We start from the raw sequence: 19,795 nt of genomic DNA on the forward strand, positions 1-19,795 counted from the left end.
GTCACCGGGCGCTCAGCGGGAGCCACACCCGCATGGGGACGGCGCCGCGGTTGGCCCAGGCGTAGTACGGGATGGCGACGGCCGTCACGGCCGTCACCGACGTGTCGGATGCGTCGGACGGGAGGCCGGGGTCGGCCCCGCCGCCGGCCGTCGCGTCGTCGACGCTGGTCGCGGTGCGGGCCGCACCCGTGCCTCCGGAGCGGGTCGCGGTGTCGAGACGGCGGTAGGGCCAGGCTGCCTGCGCGTGCTCCGCCGGCGCGTGCGCCGGGACGCGGAGCGTGACGATCCCGTCGAGGAGGTCGTCGCGCGGGTCCTCGGTGATCGCGGCGTCGGCGTCGATCGTCAGGTCGTCGACGGTGAAGCCGTCCTGGTCGGGCTGCTCGACCGCGTAGACGAGCGGGCCCCGCTCGATGGCGACCTGTCCGCGTGCCGCGTCGATGCGCTCGTCGGCGACGAAGCGGTGCGGGGTCGTGTCGAAGGCGATCTCGACGGTGTCGCCGGCATGCCACGCGCGCTCGATCGTGTGCAGGGTCCCGGGCTCCGGGTGGTGCGTCTCGCCGTCGACGGCGACCGTCGTCGTGTCGGACCACGCCGGAATCCGCAGACCGAGGGCGAGCGGGCCGTCCTCGGTCACGGTGACGCGGACGGCTCCGTCGTGCGGGTACCCGGTCTCGATCGTGACGGGGCCGAGGTCGGCGGTCGCGTACTGGTGTACCTGCAGGCCGCCCTCGGTCGCCGTCGCCAGGTACCCGTCGAGGCTCGCGAACGTCCGCATGATGTTCGGCGGGCAGCACGCGCAGTCGAACCAGCCACGGCGGCCGTGCGCGGGGGAGCGGTTCTCGTCCGCGTGCGCGTGGTCCCGGTGCTGGAGCGGGTTGACGTAGAAGTACTCGGTACCCGCGAGGCTCACACCGGGCAGGAACGCGTTGTACAGCAGGCGCTCGACGGCGTCCGCGTACTCGGGCTTGCCGGTCGCGAGGAGCAACCGCCATGCCCACTGGATCCCGCCGATCGCCGCGCAGGTCTCGGCGTAGCCGCGGTCGGTGGGCAGCTCGTACGGGTCGCCGAACGCCTCCCAGTCCCACCGGGCACCGAGGCCGCCCGTGATGAACGCCTTCGTCGCCATCATGTCCGCGAACTGGCGCTCGCTCGCGGCGAGGAGCTCGGCGTCGCCGGTCTCGATCGCGACGTCCACGGCGCCGGCGGCCAGGTACACGGCGCGGACGGCGTGCCCCTCCACCGTGGTGGCCGTCCGGCTCGGGACCCGGTCGGAGAAGTACGTCGGCTCGCCGCCTGCTCGCTCGATGATGCCGTGCCCGCGGGCGTCGACGAACCAGTGCGCCAGGTCGAGGTAGGCGCGGGTGCCGGTCTCGCGGTACAGCTCGACGAGCCCCATCTCGACGACGGGGTGGCCGTCGATGTCACGTGCCTGACCGTCCCCGTCGCCGAACGTCCGCACGAGGTGGTCGGCGTTCTTCGTCGCGACGTCGAGCAGCGCGGTGTCACCCGTCGCGCGGGACTGTGCGACCGCTGCCTGCATGAGGTGCCCGGCGCAGTACATCTCGTGGCTCCACTTGAGGTCCGTGTAGCGGGCGCCGTCGAAGCGGACCTGCTGGACGGAGTCGATGTAGCCGTCGTCCGCCTGGGCCGCTGCGACGAGCGCGGTGACCTCCTGCTGCAGGGCTCTGAGGTCTTCGGCGGGGGCTCGACCGAGCTCCCACGCCACCGCCTCGAGCCACTTGTAGACGTCCGAGTCCATGAAGATCGGGCCGACGACGTCGCCGGACTCCGTCCCCGCGGCGATGCGGAGGTTCCGGAAGTTCCCGGCTGCCTCGAGCTGGCGGTACCCGTCGCGGATCGCGTCGGCGCCGTTCCGCTCCTGCCGGAGCGCCCAGAAGCCCCCGGTGATCCGGGCGTCGCCGGACGGCAGCGGGCGGAAGGCGAGATGCGCGTCGGCGGTCGGGAGGACCGGGGTCGCGGTGCGTGCGCGGTGCTCGGTCGCGAGCGTTGTGGTCATGTCGTCTCCTGGTGGTCATCGTCGACATCGTGCGGAAAACGGTTTCTGGAGCGTGACGCTACGACAGGTCCCGGCGGTGCGCAAGACCGACTTGCTGAGATGATCGTATGATCGTGATCTCGCTGCCGATCCGGAAAGGGGATTGCCGTGACACTGGAACGTCCAGCGCGGATCACCGACGTCGCGGCGCTCGCCGGGGTGTCGATCGGCACCGCGTCGAAGGCCCTCAACGGGACCGGGCAGCTCCGCGAATCCACCCGCGAACGGGTGAAGGAAGCCGCCGACAAGCTCGGGTTCGTCGGGGACGCCCGGGCGCGGGCGCTCTCCTCCGGGCGGACCTACACCGTCGGGATGATCACCACGGACTCGTTCGGCCGGTTCTCGATCCCGGTGCTCCTCGGTGCCGAGGACGTCCTCTCCGCCGGGCAGATGGCCGTGCTGCTCTGCGACACCCGTGACGACCACGTCCGGGAATCGCACTACCTCCGCTCGCTCGTCGCGCGGGGCGTCGACGGCATCATCGTCACCGGGCGCTCGGCCGACGCGCGGCCCCCGATCGACGTGTCGATCCCCGTCGTCTACGCGTTCACCCCGTCGACCGACCCGGCTGACGTGTCCGTGACGGTCGACGACGCGCACGGTGCCGGACTCGTCGCGTCCCACCTCGTGACGATCGGCCGCCGGCGGGTCGCGATCGTCACCGGTCCGGCGCGACACCACTCGGCGTCGAGTCGTGTCTCCGGGGCGTCGGAAGTGCTCGGCTCCCGGCTCGTGGTGCCGCCGATGTACGGCGAGTGGTCCGAGCGCTGGGGGCGCCAGGCCGCCGACGTCCTGCTCCGCGGGGACGACGACGTCGACGCGATCGTGTGCGGCAGCGACCAGATCGCGCGGGGCGTGTGCGACCGGCTGCGCGAGGCCGGGCGGTCCGTGCCCGACGACGTCGCCGTCACCGGGTTCGACGACTGGGACGTGATGGCGCTCGCGAGTCGTCCGCCGCTGACGACGGTGGACCTGCGCCTCGAGGAGCTCGGTCGGGTCGCCGGGCGGTCACTGCTCGACCTCATTGACGGCGCCGCGCCGGAGTCCGCCGTCGTGATCCCGTCCCTCGTCCTCCGCGAGAGCACCCTCGGCGCCTGACGCGCCCGCGCCCCGCTGCGCCCGCGCCCGCGCCCGCGCGCCCGCGCCCGCGCCCGCGCGCCCGCGCCCGCGCGCCCGCGCCCCGCCGCGCCCGCGCCCCGCCGCGCCCGCGCCCCGCCGCGCCCGGCCCCGGCCTCCCGTCTCGTTGGCGACCGGCCACGACACCACGCTCAGTTCTGCCGACTGGTCGCAACACGTCGGATGGATCACCGCCGAGCGACAGATCTCCGCCAGTCGGCGTGCCACGGGCGGGGTGTTGTGACCAGTCGGGCGGCAGGGGGTAGGGGCGGCAAGAGCGGCAGGGGCGGCAGGGGGGGGCAAGGGCGGCAGTGGGGCAAGGGCGGCAGGGGGGTAGGGGGCGGCAGGGGCGTGCCGGGGCGTCGGGGAAGGGCGGCGAGAGCACGCACGGCACGACGGGATTGCGAGAGTGAGCGCTCACGTGCCAGGATGTGAGCGCTCACGAACGGACGACGAGGTCTCGGGAGGGAACCATGAGCGACGACCGCAGACACCAGGTCCAGGACGGGCGCACCACGCTCGGGATCGAGCTCGGATCGACCCGCATCAAGGCGTGCCTGATCGACGAGGACCTCGTCCCCATCGCCAGCGGCGACCACGAGTGGGAGAACGCCTTCGTCGACGGCCGCTGGACCTACTCCCTCGACGACGTCGAGACCGGACTCCGCGCCGCCTACGCCGCCCTGGTCTCCGACGTCGAGGAACGGTTCGGGGTCCGGCCCACCACCTTCCGTGCCCTCGGGGTGTCCGCGATGATGCACGGCCACCTGGCGTTCGACGCGTCCGGGGAGCTCCTCGTGCCGTTCCGCACGTGGCGCAACACCTCGACCGGCCCGGCGGCCGCGGCACTCAGCGAAGCCCTGTCGTTCACCATCCCGCTCCGCTGGTCGGTCGCGCACCTGTACGAGGCGGTCCTCGACGAGGAGCCCCACGTCGCCGAGGTCGCCGGCATCACCACCCTCGCCGGGTACGTCCACCGCCGGCTGACCGGACGGAACGTGCTCGGCGTCGGTGACGCGTCCGGAATGTTCCCGATCGACACTGCCCCGATCGACCCGGCGACCAGGGACTACGACGCCGCCATGCTCCGCATCGCCGACGGACTCATCGGCCGGGACGTCCGGGCGCTCCTCCCCGAGGTCCTCGTCGCCGGGCAGGACGCCGGCACGCTCACCCCGGAGGGCGCCGCGTGGCTCGACCCGACCGGCACACTCGGGCCCGGCGTCCCGCTCTGCCCGCCGGAGGGCGACGCCGGCACCGGCATGGTCGCGACGAACGCCGTCGCACCCCGGACCGGCAACGTCAGCGTCGGCACGAGCATCTTCTCGATGGTGGTCCTCGAGCACGCGATGACGACCCCGCACGAGGAGATCGACGTCGTCACGACCCCCGCGGGTGACGCCGTCGCGATGGTGCACTGCAACAACGGTGCGAGCGAGATCGCCGCGTGGGCCAGGGTCTTCGGCCGGTTCGCCGAGGCCGCGGGCAGCCCGCTCGACATGGACCAGGTCTACGCGACGCTGCTCGCCGAGGCCGAGCGGGCCGACCCGGACGCCGGCGGGCTGCTGTCCTACAACTACCTGGCGGGTGAACCCGTCACACACGTCGAGGACGGTCGTCCGCTCCTGGTCCGTGGTGCCGGCAGTGCGTTCACGCTCGGCAACCTCGTCCGCGCCGAGGTGCAGGGCGCGTTCGCCACCCTCGCGATCGGCATGGACGTGCTCGCGGGCGAGGACGTCCACGTCGACCGGATGACCGCACACGGCGGCCTCTTCCGGACCCCTGGTGCCCCGCAGCGACTGCTCGCCGCCGCACTCCGCGTGCCGGTCGCGCTCGAGGAGACCGCTGGCGAGGGCGGCGCGTGGGGGATCGCGGTCCTCGCGGCCTACCTGGAGCACGCCTCGGACACCGACCTGACCGAGTACCTGCAGAAGCGGGTCTTCGCCGGGGACGCCGTGCACGTGGCGGACCCCGATGAGCGGGACGTCGAGGGCTTCCGTGCCTACCTCGAGCGGTTCCGGGCGGGTCTGCCCCTGCAGTCCGCAGCGGTCGCCGCGACCCGGCCCCCGGGGAGTCCGGTCGAGATCGCGCCCGCGGACGAACACCGCGCCCCGGCGCACGCGGGCGCGACGTCCGCACCGGGGCGCGACCCCGCAGCCGGAACCGAGCCACCCGCCCACAGCGACCCCGCAGCCGGAACCGAGCCACCCGCCCACAGCGACCCCGCGGCCGGAGCCGAACCGAGCCTCCAGACCGAGAAGGAGCCGACCCGATGACGGAAGCAAGCGTCCACGACAGCGCGGTCCAGGAGGCCGTGGCCGCGACGCGTGCGCGCGTCGCCTCCCTGCACGGCGAGTTGGTCCGCTACGGACTCGTGATCTGGACCGGCGGCAACGTCTCCGAACGCGTGCCGGGCACCGACCTCTTCGTGATCAAGCCGAGCGGGGTGTCGAGCGACGACCTGACGCCCGAGAACCAGGTCGTCTGCACCCTCGACGGCGTGCCGGCGGACGGCTGGGGGAACGCGCACGGGCCGAGCTCGGACACCGCGGCCCACGCGTTCGTGTACCGGAACATGCCGGAGGTCGGCGGCGTCGTGCACACCCACTCCACCTACGCGACCGCGTGGGCTGCCAGGGCCGAGGAGATCCCCTGCGTCATCACCGCGATGGCGGACGAGTTCGGCGGACCGATCCCGGTCGGCCCGTTCGCGATCATCGGCGACGACTCCATCGGCCGCGGCATCGTCGACACGCTCAGCGGTCACCGGAGCCGTGCGGTCCTCATGCAGAACCACGGCGTGTTCACGATCGGCAAGGACGCGAAGGACGCCGTGAAGGCCGCGGTCATGTGCGAGGACGTCGCCCGGACCGTGCACATCGCGAAGCAGGGCGGCGAGGTCGTGCCGATCGCCCCGGACGACATCGATCGACTCTTCGACCGATACCAAAACGTCTACGGACAGAACCCAGAAGGAGCCATGCGATGACGCAGGTGGACCCGCAAGAAACGCTCAACAGCTACGAGGTCTGGTTCCTCACGGGTTCGCAGGGCCTGTACGGCGAGGAGACCCTCCGCCAGGTCGAGGAGCAGAGCCGCGCCGTGCACGCGGAACTGGCACCGCACGTGCCGGTGACGCTCGTCTGGAAACCCGTCCTCAAGGACGCCGACGGCATCCGCCGCGCCCTCATCGAGGCCAGCGCCGACGACCGGGTCATCGGCGTCACCGCGTGGATGCACACCTTCAGCCCCGCGAAGATGTGGATCGGCGGGCTCAACGCGCTGACGAAGCCCCTGCTGCACCTGCACACCCAGGCGAACGTCGCACTGCCGTGGGCGGACATCGACTTCGACTTCATGAACCTGAACCAGGCCGCGCACGGCGACCGCGAGTTCGGGTACGCCCTGGCCCGCATGGGCGTCCGCCACGCGACCGCGATCGGCCACGTGTCCGACGAGCGCGTGCAGCGGCGGGTCGCCGACTGGAGCCGCGCGGCAGCCGGCGCGGCCGCGATCCGCACGCTCAAGCTGACGCGGTTCGGCGACAACATGCGCTACGTCGCCGTCACCGAGGGCGACAAGACCGAGGCGGAGATCGAGCTCGGCGTGCAGGTCAACACCTGGGCGGTGAACGAGCTGGCCGCAGCCGTGGAGGCCGTCAGCGAGCAGGACGTCGACGCGCTCGTCACCGTGTACGACGAGCACTACGACGTGGTCGACGAGCTCCGCGACGGTGGCGCACGCCGCGCCGCACTCCGGGACGGCGCCGCGATCGAGCTCGGCCTGCGCGCCCTGCTCGAGCAGAACGACAGCGCCGCGTTCACCACGAACTTCGAGGACCTCGGCACCCTCAAGCAGCTCCCCGGTCTCGCCGTGCAGCGCCTGATGGCCGACGGCTACGGCTTCGGTGCCGAGGGGGACTGGAAGACGGCCGTGCTGGTCCGCGCGATGAACGTCGCGGGCGCGGGGCTCCCCGGTGGCGCATCGCTCATGGAGGACTACACGTACGACCTCACCCCCGGTGCGGAGAAGATCCTCGGCGCGCACATGCTCGAGGTCTCGCCGACGCTCACGTCGTCGCGTCCGACGCTCGAGATCCACCCGCTCGGCATCGGCGGCAAGGACGACCCGGTGCGTCTGGTCTTCACGGCCGACTCCGGCGAGGCCGTGGTGGTCGCGCTGTCGGACACCCGCGACGGGTTCCGCCTCACCGCGAACGTCGTCGACGTGGTCCCGCCGACCGAGGCGCTGCCGAAGCTCCCCGTCGGCCGTGCCGTCTGGGAGCCCCGTCCCTCGTTCCCCGTCGCCGCCGAGGCCTGGCTCACCGCCGGCGCCGCCCACCACACCGTCATGACGACGGCCGTTGGGCTGCAGGTGGTCGAGGACCTCGCCACGATCCTCGGTACCGAGTTCCTGGTCATCGACGAGCACACGACCTCCCGCGGGTTCCGCGACGAGGTGCGCGGGCAGCAGACCTGGCACCGTCTCGACCGCGGGTTCTGATGGCTACGATGGGCGACGTGATCGCGACGGAGCGCACCAACTGGGCCGGCAACGTGACCTACCGTGCGGCGTCGTTGGCGCGACCGTCGTCCGTGTCCGAGGTCCGTGAGCTCGTCGCGTCGACGCCGCGCCTGACGGCGCTCGGCTCGACGCACTCCTTCAACGAGATCGCGGACACCGACGCCGTCCAGGTCACGCTCGCCGGCCTGCCGCCAGTGCTGGAGATCGACACCGCCCGACGCGTGGTCCTGGTCGCAGCCGGCATGACGCACGCGCAGGTCGCATCCGGCCTGGAGGCTCGTGGCTGGGCACTCGCGAACCTCGCGTCCCTGCCGCACATCTCCACGGCCGGGGCCGTCGCCACCGGCACGCACGGCTCCGGTGTGCGGAACCCCTCGCTGGCGCAGGCGGTGGTCGGGCTGGACGTGGTCCGTGCGTCCGGCGACGTGGTCCATGTGGCAGGGGACCTGCCCGACGCCGAGCTCGACGCACACCGGGTCGCGCTCGGGGCGCTCGGGATCGTGACCGCCGTCGAGCTCGCGATCGAGCCCACGTTCCAGGTGGCCACGACGGTGCACCTCGACCTGCCGTGGGACGCCGTCGAGTCGCAGTTCGACACGGTGATGTCGGACGCGTACTCGGTGTCGATGTTCACGTCGTTCGACGACCGTGGCGCACGACAGGTCTGGACGAAGCACCGCGTCGACGAGCCGGCACCGACGATCGACCTCGTCGCCCTCGGCGCCAGGACCGCGACCGGCCCCGTCCACCCCGGGGAGAACGACCCGGCCGGCGTCACGGAGCAGGGCGGCGTCCCCGGCCCGTGGTCCGAGCGGCTGCCGCACTTCCGGTCGTCGTTCACGCCGTCCACCGGGGCCGAGATCCAGGCGGAGTACCTGCTGCCCGCCGCGTCGGCGCTCCCCGCGCTCCGGGCACTGCGTCCGCTCGCCGGCCTGTTCGCACCGATCCTCATCGCAGCCGAGGTCAGGACGATCGCACCGGACACCGCGTGGCTCGCACCGTCGTCCGAGCGGCAGTCGGTCGGCGTGCACTTCACGTTCCGTCGGGACGTCGAGGCCGTCGCCGCCGCGGTCGAGCGGATCGAGGACGTCCTCGCCCCGTTCGACCCGCGCCCGCACTGGGGGAAGGTCTCGGCCGCCACGCCGGAGCGCCTGCACGAGGCGTACCCCCACCTGGCGCGGTTCGCCGCGCTCGCCCGCGAACTCGACCCGGCGGGCCGCTTCCGCAACCCGTTCCTGGAGCGCGTGCTGGCCTGACGGAGCCGAGCCGGGCCTCCCGTCCGGTCCCGCGCGGGGCGGACTACGGCAGCAGGGGAGGCCGGTTGCCGCGCGCGATCTCGCGCGCTGCGAGTGTCCGCATCTCGTCGTGCACCAGTTCCAGGAGCCGATCGGCCGCGACGAGTCCGTCCTGCTGCCGACGGAGCACCGAGAGCGGCGTGGTGGCGTGCTCGTCCGTCACCGGGACGTAGCTGACCCCGTCGAACGCGTGCAGTGTCGACACGTACGGCATGAGCGACACCCCGAGGCCGCACGCGATCGAGGAGAGCATCGCGACGTCGTCGAGCGAGTACGTCCGGATCTGCGGTGAGAACCCTGCCCGCACGCAGGCGCTGACGATGGCGTCGTAGCCCGGGATCCCCTCGTCGCGGTGGAACAGCACGAACGGGTCGTCCCGGAGTTCCACGAGGTCGATGCGATCGCGGGTGGCGAGCGGGTGCGTCGCGGGCACGGCGGCGACGAGCGGCTCGTGCGCGACGAACGAGAAGTCGACACCCTCCGGTGCCTCGGAGAGTCGTCCGAACGCGAAGTCCACGCGGTGCTCAAGGACCGCACGGGTCACGTGGGTGTCGAACACGCTCATCAGCGAGACACGGACGTCGGGCAGGGCTGCGCGGAGTCGCGGCACGACGCGGGGGACCAGTCCGGCGAACGTCGATGAGATCGAGGAGACCTTGAGCGGCACGGTGGCCGTCGGTTCGTCCACGACCGACGCCTCGACCTGCTCGGCGTGGTCGAGCAGCGCCTTCGCCTGAGCGGCGAGGACCCGGCCCTGCGGGGTGAGCTCCGGTGCCCGCCGCTGGCCACGGTCGAACAGCGACACCCCGAGCTCGCGCTCGAACCGTGAGACCGACTGGCTGAGCGCTGACTGGCTCATGCCGAGCCGGGCGGCGGCGTCCTTGAAGGAGAGGTCCTCGGCGACCGCCGTGAACGCTCGGAGATCGCGCAGTTCCATGTCCTGATCGTCGCACGGTACTTCCACGGACTTGCGATACGTCGCCGTAAAGGTCGTGTTACTAAATTATTTCCGAACGTTTTTCGAGCGCTTGCATCGCTTACGGTGATTTTGCCCGCACCACCCACCCTCCCCAGCACAGGAGTCACCATGCGACGCACCCACTCCAAGGCCGCCGCGGTCGCCGTCATCGCGGCCCTCGCCGTCGGGCTCACGGCCTGCTCCACGACTTCCTCCGCCTCGACGTCCACCTCGTCGAAGGACTACGGCACCCTGACCGCCGGCACGCTGAAGATCGGCACCCTGAGCGACGCCAAGCCCTACGCCTACACCGAGAACGGGAAGCTCACGGGCTTCGAGGTCGACATGGCCACCGCGATCGCGAAGCACTTGGACCTCAAGCCGGTGTTCGTGCAGCAGGAGTTCTCGACGCTGCTGCCGGCCGTCGCCGCGGGGTCGCTCGACGTCGCCGCCGCGAGCACGTCGGTCACCCCCGAGCGCAAGAAGTCAGTCGACTTCTCGAACACCTACTTCATCGGGTACATCTCGATCATCACGCCCTCGGGGTCGACGATCACCAAGAAGGCGTCATCGCTCAAGGGCAAGCGCCTCGGGCTGATGCAGGGAACGCTCGAGGACCAGTACGCGCAGGACCACTTCCCCGGCGTCCAGATCGTCCGGTACCCGGACAACAACGCCGCGAAGGCCGCGATGCAGGCCGGCAGCATCGACGCCGTGTTCCTGGACTACCCGATCGGGCAGGACTTCGTCGACAAGGACGACAGCATCAAGATGCCGATCAACATCGAGCTCCCCGAGTACCCCGTGGCGATGAGCATGCACAAGGACAAGCCCGCGCTGAAGAAGGGCATCAACACGGCGATCAAGGAGATCATCGCCTCGGGCGAGTGGCTGGAGATCGAGAAGAAGTACTACCCGGACGCTCCGGTGCCGGACCAATTCCAGCCGACCGACAAGTAGGCCGCGACCATGGACCAGCTCCAGACGCTCCTGCAGTCGTTCTTCAACGTCCCGGACATGCTCGTCGTCCTGCCCGACATCCTCGGGTACGGCCTCTGGAACACGCTGCTGCTCGCTGCGGCCGCGACCGTCGTGGGCATCGTCATCGGCCTGGGCCTCGCGGCACTCGCCGTGTCCCGGAGCCGGACGCTCCGGGTGCTGTCTGGCATCTACACGGACGTGTTCCGCGGCCTGCCGGCGATCCTCACGATCCTGGTGCTCGGGCAGGGGCTCGCGCCGCTGTTCAACCCGATCACCAAGGGCAACCCGTACCCGCTCGGCATCCTCGCCCTCGGCCTGATCGCCGGCGCCTACATCGGGGAGATCTTCCGGTCCGGCATCCAGTCGATCGACAAGGGGCAGCTCGAAGCGGCCAGGGCGCTCGGCATGGGCTACGGCCCCGCCATGCGGCTGATCGTCATCCCGCAGGGCATCAGGCGGGTGCTGCCAGCGCTCGTGAACCAGTTCATCGCGATCGTCAAGGACTCGTCGCTGGTGTACTTCCTCGGCCTGGTGACCTCGCAGCGTGAACTCTTCCGGGTCGGTCAGGACGCCGCCGTGACGTACGCGAACCTCTCGCCACTCGTCACCGCCGGGATCTTCTACCTCCTCATCACGGTGCCGCTCACCCACCTGGTGAACGTCATCGACCGCCGGCTCCGCACCGGCCGCGCGGCGGTCGACGCCGGTGACGCCGGCGGCCCCGGCCAGTCGACGGCCGCACCAGCAACCGCCCCCGCCGGGGCAGTCACGATCGGACAGGACGGATGACCATGACCACGCCCACCGACGGCACCACCACGCCGGGCGTCGACACCGGGGTGACCGACCTCGTCGGCGACATCCGTGGCGCCGGACTCGAACTCCGGGGGATCACGAAGCGGTTCGGCGCCAACGAGGTGCTGCACGGCGTCGACCTCGCCGTCCGGCCAGGCCACACCGTCTGCATCATCGGGCCGTCGGGCTCCGGCAAGTCGACGCTGCTGCGCTGTGTCAACCGGCTCGAGGAACCCACCGCCGGCACGATCCTGCTCGACGGCGACGACATGACGACGGGGGACCCGGATCGTCTCCGGAGCCGTGTCGGCATGGTGTTCCAGCACTTCAACCTGTTCCCGCACAAGACCGTCCTCGACAACATCGTGCTGCCGCTCCGGAAGGTGCGCGGACTCGGCGTCGAGGAAGCCAGGGACCGGGCGGTGCGCTCGCTGGCGGACGTGGGACTCGCCCACAAGCGGGACTTCCGCCCGGCGAGCCTGTCCGGCGGGCAGCAGCAGCGCGTCGCGATCGCGAGGGCGCTGGCGATGCGACCCGAGGTGATGCTCTTCGACGAGGCCACGAGCGCTCTCGACCCCGAGCTCGTCAAGGAGGTCCTCGACCTGATGACGGGCCTCGCGACGGCCGGCATGACGATGCTCGTCGTCACGCACGAGATGGGGTTCGCGCGCCGGGCTGCCGACCACGTCGTCTTCATGGACCAGGGGCGGATCATCGAACAGGGCGAGGCCGCGACGATGTTCGAACGCCCCGAGTCCGAGCGGCTCGCCGGGTTCCTGTCGAAGGTCCTCTGATGCCGGGCGGACCCCGCGTCGCCGTCGTCGGGACGGGCACCATGGGCGCGATGACGCTCTGGCAGCTCGCCAGGCGCGGGGTCGACGCCGTCGGCTTCGACCGCTGGGCACCAGGGCACGCCTTCGGCGCGGCCGGCGGCGAGACCCGGCTCTTCCGCAGCGCGTACGCGGAGGGGCCGGAGTACGTCCCGCTCCTCGCCGAGTCACTCCTCGAGTGGCGCGCGCTCGAAGCGGAGACCGGCCTCGACCTGCTCACCCTCACGCGCGGCCTGATGATCGGCCGGCCCGAGTCCGCCTTCATGCGTGGCGTGGTCGCCTCCGTCACCGAGAACGTCCTGCCACACGAGGTGCTGACCGCCCTGGAGGCTCGTGGCCGGTTCCCCGAGACCGTCATGGACGACGACGAGATCGCCGTCCTCGACGAGCGGTCCGGCGTGATCCGAGCGGAGGTGTCCGTCTCCGCCGCGGCGCGCGCCGCGACCGACCGCGGGGCCGCGGTCAGCGTCGGGGACGCGGTCGTGGCCGTGGAATCGGGGCCCACCGAGGTGACCGTCGTGACGGAGGGCGGGGCGCGCCTCCCGTTCGACCGTGTGGTGGTCGCCGCCGGTGCCTGGTCGAACCGGATCCGCGGCATCGAGCTGCCGCGGCTCGACGTCCAGTCGATCGCCGTGCACTGGTACCCGGTCCGCCACCCCGACCGGTTCGCGGCCGAGCGGTTCCCGTTCGTGTGCCGTGACGCCGGCGTCGACTTCTGCATCTGGCCGACCACCGACGGGGCGACCGTCAAGGTCGGGCTCGCGGCGGGGCTCGACCACCTCGGGAACGCCGACGACCTCGACCAACGCATGCCGGACGAGCTGGTCCCCGTCGTCGACGAGTACGTCCGTCGCTACGTGCCCGACGCCGTCCCCGCAGCGGTCCGGCACGCCGTGCAGGTCGACGCGTGGACCGCCGACCACGACTTCATCGTGGACACCGCCGGTGACGACCGCATCGTCGTGCTGGCCGGGTTCTCGGGGCACGGCTTCAAGATGTCGCCGGTGATCGGCCGCGCCGCCGCCGACCTCGCGCTCACCGGGGAGACCGCGCTGCCGGTCGGCCGGTTCCGCGCAGACCGCTTCGCACGGAACCCGACGCTCCGATGACCCGCTTCGATGCGGAGGTCGGCGTCGTCGGCGTCGGCACCATGGGTGCCCAGACGATGTGGCAGCTCGCACGACGCGGCGTCTCCGCGATCGGGTTCGAGCAGTTCGCCCCCGGACACGACCGGTCCGGTGCCGGTGGCGAGTCCCGGCTGTTCCGGACCGCGTACCTCGAGGGCAGTCACTACGTGCCACTCCTGCGCCGCTCCCGCGCCGAGTGGGAGCGACTCGGTGCCGACACCGGCGTGCGACTGCTGCACATGACCGGCGGGCTGATGATCGGGACGGACGGCTCCACGTTCCTGGAGTCGGTCGGCCGCTCGATCGCCGAGCACGGCATCGACCACGAGTTCCTCGACACGGACGCCCTCCGGAGCCGGTACCCGCAGCACGCGGTCCGTGCCGGGGACGTCGCGTACCTCGACCACGAGTCGGGGTACCTGCGCCCCGAGGTCGCCGTCGCGCTCGCCGCGTCCGAGGCCGAGCGACTCGGCGGCGTCGTCCACCGACGGGCCCGCGTGACGGAGATCCGGATGACCGACGCCGCCGTCGAGGTGCACACCGACGAACGGGTGTTCCGCTTCCCGCGTCTCGTCGTCTCGGCCGGCGTCTGGACGTCCCAGCTCCTGCCGGGGATCACGCCGCTGCACGAGGTCATCCGCATCGTGATGACCTGGTTCCCGACGGCGACGCCCGAGCGGTTCACCGAGGACGTGTTCCCGATCTTCGTCCGCCAGTCCGACGGCTTCGACATCTCCGGCTGGCCGTCCATCGACGGCGCCACCGTGAAGATCGGCCTGAACAACGGGTGGGACCGGGTCGCGGACCCCGACCTCCTCGACCGCACACCCCCCGATGCACTGTTCGACGAGGTCCGGGACGCGATCCGCACGCTCGTCCCCGGGGTCGTCCCCGAGGTGGTCCGTGCCGGCGTGTACATGGACGGCTACACCGCGGACCACGACGCGTTCGTCGGACCGCTCGGGTGGGACGACCGCGTGACCGTCCTCGGCGGGTTCTCCGGGCACGGCTTCAAGCTCGCCCCCGCGATGGGCATCGTCGCCGCCGACCTCGCGACGACGGGGGCCACCGACCTGCCCGCCGCCTTCCTCGACCCCTCCCGCTTCTCCGTCAACGTCACCGCGGCCGACCGCCTGCGGTTCGGCCGCCGCGTCAGTCGCTGATCCAGCACCCCCTCGAAAGGAACCCCATGGAGACCATCACCACCGACGTCGTCGTCGTCGGACTCGGCGCATTCGGATCAGCGGCCCTGTGGCGTCTCGCCGCACGTGGCGTGGACGTCGTCGGCGTCGACCGGTACGGACTCGGACACCACATGGGCTCCTCGCACGGCGCCACCCGGCTGTTCCGCATCGCCTGCCAGGAGCACCCCGGCCTGACCCCGATCGCGCAGAAGTCCCTCGAGCTCTGGACCGCCCTCGGCGAAGCGAACGGCGAGACCTACGTCCGGCAGACCGGGTGCCTCTCCACCGGGTCACCCTCGTCCCGCCCGGTGTCCGGGGTCACGGCCGCCGCCGCGCGGGCCGGTCTCGACGTCGAGCACCTGGACCACGACGAGCTGCTCAGCGCGTACCCGCAGTACGGCGGCACCGCGGACGACACCGTCGGCGTCCTCGACCCCGGAGCCGGCATCTGCTACCCCGAGAAGAACGTGCGGGCGCAGGGGGAGGCGGCGATCGCACTCGGCGCCCGGGTGTTCACCGACACCCGCGTCACGTCGGTCGAGCTGGTCGACGGCGGCGTGCGGGTCACGACCCCGACCGTCGTGATCGAGGCGGCGCAGGCGGTGGTCGCGGCCGGGGCGTGGAACGGCAAGCTCGTCCCCGGTCTGCCCCTCCGCCCACGTCGCACCCCGCTGTACTGGTTCAAGCCGAAGGACGACGCGTCGGTGTCGTTCTCGCTCGACGCGTTCCCGGCCTTCATCCACGAACTGCCCGACGGTCGACACCTGTGGGGGCACGGCTCGGACGAGGGCTACCTGGTGAAGATCGGCATGGAGGACTCCGGCGCGAACTTCGCCGACACCGACGCCGACACCGTCGACCGGTACATCCACCCCCGCGACGACATCGAGCAGCTGTCGTCGTGGGTCGCCGACGCGTTCCCGGAGCTCGACCCGGTGCCGGTCAAGGCCATCCCGTGCATGGTGACGAACTCGCCGGACGGACAGTTCCTGGTCGGACGGCCGAACGGGGACCAGCGCCTCGTCATCGCGGGCGGCGACCACGGGCACGGCTTCAAGCACGCCGCCGGGGTGGGGGAGCTCCTCGCCCAGATCACCGTGGGGGAGACCCCGTACACGGTGATCGACTTCCTCGACCCGGACCGCTTCGCGAACGGGGCTCCGGTCGACGCCGGCACCGTCCACGCCGGCTCTGTCGCCGCGGTCGGGGCGTGACGCGTCCGGTCGCGCTCGTCACGGGTGCGTCGCGGGGCATCGGCCTCGCGATCGCCCGCGACCTGGCGCGGACCCACACCGTCATCGTCGGTGCCCGGTCGGCGGGAGCGCTCGCCGCACTCGTCGACGAGCTGCCGGACGTCGTCCCGTTCGTCGGCGACGTGGGCGACGCGGACTCGCTGGCCGCCGCGGTCACCACGCTCGGGGTCGACCGGCTCGACGTCCTCGTTCACTCGGCGGGCATCGCCGACGAACGACGGTTCGACACCTTCACGCGCGACGACTGGCGCCGGTCGTTCGAGGTCAACGTGTTCGGCGTCGCTGACCTGACCGCGCGGCTGCTCCCGGCGCTCCGCGCGGCGCACGGCACCGTCGTGTTCCTCAACTCCGGGTCGGGGATGTTCTCCTACCCGGACGGCGCCGTGTACTCGGGGACGAAGTTCGCGCTCCGCACGATGGCCGACTGCCTCCGGGAGGAGGAACGGTCGCACGGCGTGCGGGTGGTGTCCGTGCACCCGGGGTTCGTCGACACCGACATGGCGCGGACGATCCGGCGCGAGTCGGGGCGGGAGGGATCCGACGAGTCGTACGTGCAGCCGTCGACGATCGCCGCCGGGGTGCGGGTCGCGGTCGACGCTCCGCACGAGGCGCAGTTCGAGACCATCTCGATCCGTCCGACGCTGCGCGCCTGAGCGGGTGCCCGCGGGAGGCGACCGCGCGGACGGGAGGCGAGCCGTGCCTCCCGTCCTGTGGACGCTCTCAGCGTGACCAGCACTGGGGCCTGTGCGCCCACCTGCTGCGGCCGTACGCTGCCGAGCAGGCAATGAGGGGAGCACAGTGACGCTGCCGATCGCCGGGTGGTACCCGGACCCGCAGGACCCGAGTCGGACCAGGTGGTGGGACGGCGCCAGGTGGGGGCAGCTCGCCCCAGCGCCGCAGCTCGCGACGGCCGCCGCGCCCGTCTACGAGGCCCCGCTACGCCCACCCGCACCGTCCGAGTACCGGCAGCAGTCCGCCTGGAACGACGAACCCGTGCTGCGGGGTCGGAAGGCCCGGATCGCGAAGGACCGGGCGACGCGGGCGGCGAACCCCTTCGGGTACGCCGGCCTCGTCCTGGCGCTGATCGCGTTCCTCTTCAACGTGTTCGCGATCCCCGGCATCCTCGGCATCGTCTTCGGCGCGATCGGTCTCGCGCGCGCCGGACAGCTCACGGGATCGCGCATCACGGGCTTCGGCGTCTCGCTGGCAGCGATCATCCTCGGACTCGCCGCCTCCGGAGCGTTCCTGGCTCGGGCGGCGCAACTGCTCGGCTGAGCCGGCCACGGCCGGGCGGGGCTACGTCACCCGGGTGAGTGCCTGACCGAGGTCGCTCCGGTAGTACAGGACGGCGCGACCGTACCGCGTCCGGTTGAGCAGGCCGCTGCGCTCGAGCACGCGGAGGTGCTGGTTGACGGCGGAGGTCGAGACACCGAACCGCATGGCGAGATCGGTCGACGAGGCCGGTTCGCCGAGGGCCTGCAGGAGCCCGGCGCGCGTCGAGCCGAGCAGGTCGCGGACGGCGCTCTGGTCAGGGTGCGAGGTGGTTGACCACATCGCACCCTGGCCCCTGGCCGGGTACATGATCGTCGGGGGCAGGTCGTCATCGATCGGTGTGGACGCCCGGACGACGAAGATCGACGGAACCAGGGTGACGCCCTCGCCGTGCACCGGGCGGTCGCGGGCGATCGGGCTCGAGAGCCGCACGTCGAGGTTCCGGCCGTCGAAGCGCACCGAGTCGGAGAGCCCGCGGAGGACGGCGCCGACACCCTCGTGCGCCGCGATGCGTCCGCGGTGCGTGATGTCGGACTGCATGACCGCGCGCATGCGGAGCCAGTACGGCGCGAAGCAGAGCCGCCAGGCGTCGGACAGGGCGTGCTGGAGGCGTGCGACGACGGCGTCGTGCCGGCCGGTGAACACCGTCGGGACCGTCCCGTGCACCCGCTCCAGGTCGTCGTACATGCGATTCCGGCTGAGCCGACCGAGCGCGACGAGCTCGTCGTCGAACGACGTCAGGGGCGACTCCGGGCGCGGGTTCACGAAGTCGGCCACCCACCGCCGCTCGTCGACGAGGCCGAGCAGGACCTCGTCGTCGAGGAGCGGTCGGACGGCGGCGATGCCGTCGAGCCACGGCCGCTGCAGCGGGTAGCGCTCGGGCGCCCGGAACGCGCGCAACCCGAGTCCGACCTCTGACAGCGGGGAGATCCCGAATCGGATCGTCGACACGTCGCTCGCCTCGAGCTGGTACCGGATCATGAAGCCCCACGCTACATCGATTTGTTCGGCTGTCCGGATCGGCCAAAAAGGATCCGTGAGCACCAGCACGGCAGTCCCCGAGGTCCCGATCCGCACCCTCGTCCGGCAGGACGCGACCCTCCGACGTCTGCTCACCGTGACCCTCGTCGACACCGTCGGCCGCGGGGCGTTCTTCACCCTGACCTCGCTCTACCTCACAACGATCGTCGGGATCCCCGCGGTCGCGGTCGGCCTGGGGCTCACCGTCGCGGGTGCGGTCGGGGTCCTCAGCTCGCTCGGGTTCGGACACCTCGCGGACCGGAGGAGCGCGCGGCGGATGCTCGTCTGGCTGCACGTGGTCCAGGGGCTCGCGCTCATCGGGTACGTCTTCGTGCACGACCTGGCGTCCCTCGTCGTCACGGCCTCGATCGTCACGCTGGCCCAGCAGGGTGGCTCGTCCGTGCGCTCGGCTGCGATCGGTCGCGCTTTCCCCGGCGGCGAGCGTGTCCGCGTCCGCGCGACCATGCGCACCGTCACGAACATCGGCATCGCTGCGGGGACGGCCCTCGCGGCCATCCCGCTCGCGGTCGGCACCGGTGCCGCGTACCGGGTGACGATGGTCGCGGCCGGTGTGCTGTTCGTGGCGTCGGCCTTCATGCTGCTCGGGTTGTCGCGAGCCCGGGTCGACGTGCCGGCGGCCGAGCGGACCGAGACCGGGTCGATCGTGCAACCGGTCCGCGACGGGCGCTCGCCGTACCGTGACGTCCGGTTCCTCGGCGTGACCGCGCTGACCGGGGTGTTCGGCATCCAGTTCGGACTGTTCGAGGTCGCCGTGCCGCTCTGGGTCGTCGGGCACACCGTCGCGCCGGACGTCCTGGTCTCGCCGCTGCTGCTCGTGAACACCGCGGTCGTCATCGCCCTGCAGGTCCGCATGAGCCGGGGGACGGGCACGATCGCGGGCGCCGGCCGGTCGATGGTGCACGCCGGATGGCTGATGGCGGTGGCGTGCGGACTGTGGGCGGCAGCCGGGTGGGTCACCGGTGATGACTGGCTGCCAGCGGCGATCGCCGGCGCGGTGCTCGTCGTCGCGGCGCTCGTGCACTCGCTGGCGGAGATCACCTCGAGTGCGGCGGGGTGGAGCCTGAGCTTCGAGATGGCGCCCGCGGATCGGGTCGGCGCGTACCAGGGTGTGTACGGAACCGGGTACGCGGTGGGTGCGATGGTCGCTCCTGCCGTGGTGACCCTGACTGCCATCGACCTCGGTACCGTCGGGTGGGCGGTGCTCGCGGCGATGTTCCTGGCCTCGGCGCTCGGGACCGCCGCGATCGCCCGGCGTGCCGTCCGTGCACCGGCCTGATCGACGAGGAGCGGCCCGGGCTTCACGCATTCGCCCTGGGCCCACGATCCGGCGGTGGCACGGGCCCATCGAGCAGCCTACCGAAAC

At 71.9% G+C, this 19,795-nt stretch carries 17 protein-coding genes; 14 read left to right on the forward strand and 3 right to left on the reverse strand.

Going from position 1 to position 19,795, the window contains the following annotated elements:
- Nucleotide 1: 1 nt before the first annotated feature.
- Nucleotides 2-2,017: a glycoside hydrolase family 127 protein gene (locus tag ACIPJ2_RS14270; RefSeq protein ID WP_402729363.1), complete on the reverse strand. Its 2,016-nt coding sequence runs from the start codon at nt 2,015-2,017 to the stop codon at nt 2-4.
- 147 nt (nt 2,018-2,164) lie between these two features.
- Here ACIPJ2_RS14270 and ACIPJ2_RS14275 point away from each other — a divergent pair, with 147 nt between their 5' ends.
- From ACIPJ2_RS14275 to ACIPJ2_RS14295, 5 genes are all read left to right on the forward strand, one after another.
- Nucleotides 2,165-3,154: a LacI family DNA-binding transcriptional regulator gene (locus tag ACIPJ2_RS14275; RefSeq protein ID WP_402729364.1), complete on the forward strand. Its 990-nt coding sequence runs from the start codon at nt 2,165-2,167 to the stop codon at nt 3,152-3,154.
- 491 nt (nt 3,155-3,645) lie between these two features.
- Nucleotides 3,646-5,448, forward strand: coding sequence for an FGGY-family carbohydrate kinase (locus tag ACIPJ2_RS14280; protein WP_402729365.1), 1,803 nt, complete (start codon nt 3,646-3,648; stop codon nt 5,446-5,448).
- Nucleotides 5,445-6,161, forward strand: a complete 717-nt coding sequence (locus ACIPJ2_RS14285) for an L-ribulose-5-phosphate 4-epimerase (RefSeq protein WP_402729366.1) — start codon at nt 5,445-5,447, stop codon at nt 6,159-6,161. The genes ACIPJ2_RS14280 and ACIPJ2_RS14285 overlap by 4 nt, the downstream gene beginning before the upstream one ends.
- Nucleotides 6,158-7,675 (forward strand): L-arabinose isomerase, encoded by a 1,518-nt coding sequence (gene araA, locus ACIPJ2_RS14290; protein WP_402729367.1) that lies wholly within the window; start codon nt 6,158-6,160, stop codon nt 7,673-7,675. The genes ACIPJ2_RS14285 and araA overlap by 4 nt, the downstream gene beginning before the upstream one ends.
- 17 nt (nt 7,676-7,692) lie before the next feature.
- Nucleotides 7,693-8,952 carry a D-arabinono-1,4-lactone oxidase gene (locus ACIPJ2_RS14295; protein ID WP_402729368.1) on the forward strand — a complete coding sequence of 420 codons (1,260 nt, stop codon included), beginning with the start codon at nt 7,693-7,695 and terminating at the stop codon, nt 8,950-8,952.
- A gap of 43 nt (nt 8,953-8,995) precedes the next feature.
- Here ACIPJ2_RS14295 and ACIPJ2_RS14300 read toward each other — a convergent pair whose 3' ends face one another.
- Nucleotides 8,996-9,928 (reverse strand): LysR family transcriptional regulator, encoded by a 933-nt coding sequence (locus ACIPJ2_RS14300; RefSeq protein ID WP_402729369.1) that lies wholly within the window; start codon nt 9,926-9,928, stop codon nt 8,996-8,998.
- Between the two features lie 150 nt (nt 9,929-10,078).
- Here ACIPJ2_RS14300 and ACIPJ2_RS14305 point away from each other — a divergent pair, with 150 nt between their 5' ends.
- The 8 genes from ACIPJ2_RS14305 (at nt 10,079) to ACIPJ2_RS14340 (ending at nt 17,394) form a co-directional block, all read left to right on the forward strand.
- Nucleotides 10,079-10,909, forward strand: coding sequence for an ABC transporter substrate-binding protein (locus ACIPJ2_RS14305; RefSeq protein WP_402729370.1), 831 nt, complete (start codon nt 10,079-10,081; stop codon nt 10,907-10,909).
- A gap of 9 nt (nt 10,910-10,918) precedes the next feature.
- On the forward strand, nt 10,919-11,719 hold the full coding sequence (locus ACIPJ2_RS14310; RefSeq protein WP_281265365.1) for an amino acid ABC transporter permease: 801 nt from the start codon (nt 10,919-10,921) through the stop codon (nt 11,717-11,719).
- Entirely contained in the window at nt 11,716-12,519 is an 804-nt protein-coding gene (locus ACIPJ2_RS14315; RefSeq protein ID WP_402729371.1) for an amino acid ABC transporter ATP-binding protein, read from the forward strand. Before ACIPJ2_RS14310 ends, ACIPJ2_RS14315 begins: the two co-directional genes overlap by 4 nt.
- Nucleotides 12,519-13,664: an N-methyl-L-tryptophan oxidase gene (gene solA / locus ACIPJ2_RS14320; RefSeq protein WP_402729372.1), complete on the forward strand. Its 1,146-nt coding sequence runs from the start codon at nt 12,519-12,521 to the stop codon at nt 13,662-13,664. Before ACIPJ2_RS14315 ends, solA (ACIPJ2_RS14320) begins: the two co-directional genes overlap by 1 nt.
- On the forward strand, nt 13,661-14,845 hold the full coding sequence (solA, locus tag ACIPJ2_RS14325; RefSeq protein WP_402729373.1) for an N-methyl-L-tryptophan oxidase: 1,185 nt from the start codon (nt 13,661-13,663) through the stop codon (nt 14,843-14,845). The genes solA (ACIPJ2_RS14320) and solA (ACIPJ2_RS14325) overlap by 4 nt, the downstream gene beginning before the upstream one ends.
- 26 nt (nt 14,846-14,871) lie before the next feature.
- Nucleotides 14,872-16,080: an N-methyl-L-tryptophan oxidase gene (solA, locus tag ACIPJ2_RS14330; RefSeq protein ID WP_402729374.1), complete on the forward strand. Its 1,209-nt coding sequence runs from the start codon at nt 14,872-14,874 to the stop codon at nt 16,078-16,080.
- Nucleotides 16,077-16,772, forward strand: coding sequence for an SDR family oxidoreductase (locus ACIPJ2_RS14335; RefSeq protein WP_402729375.1), 696 nt, complete (start codon nt 16,077-16,079; stop codon nt 16,770-16,772). The genes solA (ACIPJ2_RS14330) and ACIPJ2_RS14335 overlap by 4 nt, the downstream gene beginning before the upstream one ends.
- A 145-nt stretch (nt 16,773-16,917) precedes the next feature.
- On the forward strand, nt 16,918-17,394 hold the full coding sequence (locus ACIPJ2_RS14340; protein WP_402729376.1) for a DUF2510 domain-containing protein: 477 nt from the start codon (nt 16,918-16,920) through the stop codon (nt 17,392-17,394).
- Between the two features lie 21 nt (nt 17,395-17,415).
- Here ACIPJ2_RS14340 and ACIPJ2_RS14345 read toward each other — a convergent pair whose 3' ends face one another.
- Nucleotides 17,416-18,372, reverse strand: a complete 957-nt coding sequence (locus tag ACIPJ2_RS14345; protein WP_402729377.1) for a helix-turn-helix domain-containing protein — start codon at nt 18,370-18,372, stop codon at nt 17,416-17,418.
- 55 nt (nt 18,373-18,427) lie between these two features.
- Between ACIPJ2_RS14345 and ACIPJ2_RS14350 the strand changes: the two genes are divergently transcribed.
- Complete coding sequence (locus ACIPJ2_RS14350; RefSeq protein ID WP_402729378.1) at nt 18,428-19,708, forward strand: MFS transporter; 1,281 nt, start codon at nt 18,428-18,430, stop codon at nt 19,706-19,708.
- Nucleotides 19,709-19,795 lie beyond the last annotated feature (87 nt).

This window comes from Curtobacterium sp. NPDC090217, assembly GCF_044746705.1.
Lineage (GTDB): Bacteria > Actinomycetota > Actinomycetes > Actinomycetales > Microbacteriaceae > Curtobacterium.

Excerpts from the sequence above, each read along its gene's own strand:
- ACIPJ2_RS14270 (WP_402729363.1), bottom strand. The coding sequence starts at position 2,017 with ATGACCACAACGCTCGCGACCGAGCACCGCGCACGCACCGCGACCCCG.
- ACIPJ2_RS14280 (WP_402729365.1), top strand. The coding sequence starts at position 3,646 with ATGAGCGACGACCGCAGACACCAGGTCCAGGACGGGCGCACCACGCTC.
- ACIPJ2_RS14285 (WP_402729366.1), top strand. The coding sequence starts at position 5,445 with ATGACGGAAGCAAGCGTCCACGACAGCGCGGTCCAGGAGGCCGTGGCC.
- araA (WP_402729367.1), top strand. The coding sequence starts at position 6,158 with ATGACGCAGGTGGACCCGCAAGAAACGCTCAACAGCTACGAGGTCTGG.
- ACIPJ2_RS14300 (WP_402729369.1), bottom strand. The coding sequence starts at position 9,928 with ATGGAACTGCGCGATCTCCGAGCGTTCACGGCGGTCGCCGAGGACCTC.
- ACIPJ2_RS14305 (WP_402729370.1), top strand. The coding sequence starts at position 10,079 with ATGCGACGCACCCACTCCAAGGCCGCCGCGGTCGCCGTCATCGCGGCC.
- ACIPJ2_RS14310 (WP_281265365.1), top strand. The coding sequence starts at position 10,919 with ATGGACCAGCTCCAGACGCTCCTGCAGTCGTTCTTCAACGTCCCGGAC.
- ACIPJ2_RS14315 (WP_402729371.1), top strand. The coding sequence starts at position 11,716 with ATGACCATGACCACGCCCACCGACGGCACCACCACGCCGGGCGTCGAC.
- solA (WP_402729372.1), top strand. The coding sequence starts at position 12,519 with ATGCCGGGCGGACCCCGCGTCGCCGTCGTCGGGACGGGCACCATGGGC.
- solA (WP_402729373.1), top strand. The coding sequence starts at position 13,661 with ATGACCCGCTTCGATGCGGAGGTCGGCGTCGTCGGCGTCGGCACCATG.
- solA (WP_402729374.1), top strand. The coding sequence starts at position 14,872 with ATGGAGACCATCACCACCGACGTCGTCGTCGTCGGACTCGGCGCATTC.
- ACIPJ2_RS14345 (WP_402729377.1), bottom strand. The coding sequence starts at position 18,372 with ATGATCCGGTACCAGCTCGAGGCGAGCGACGTGTCGACGATCCGATTC.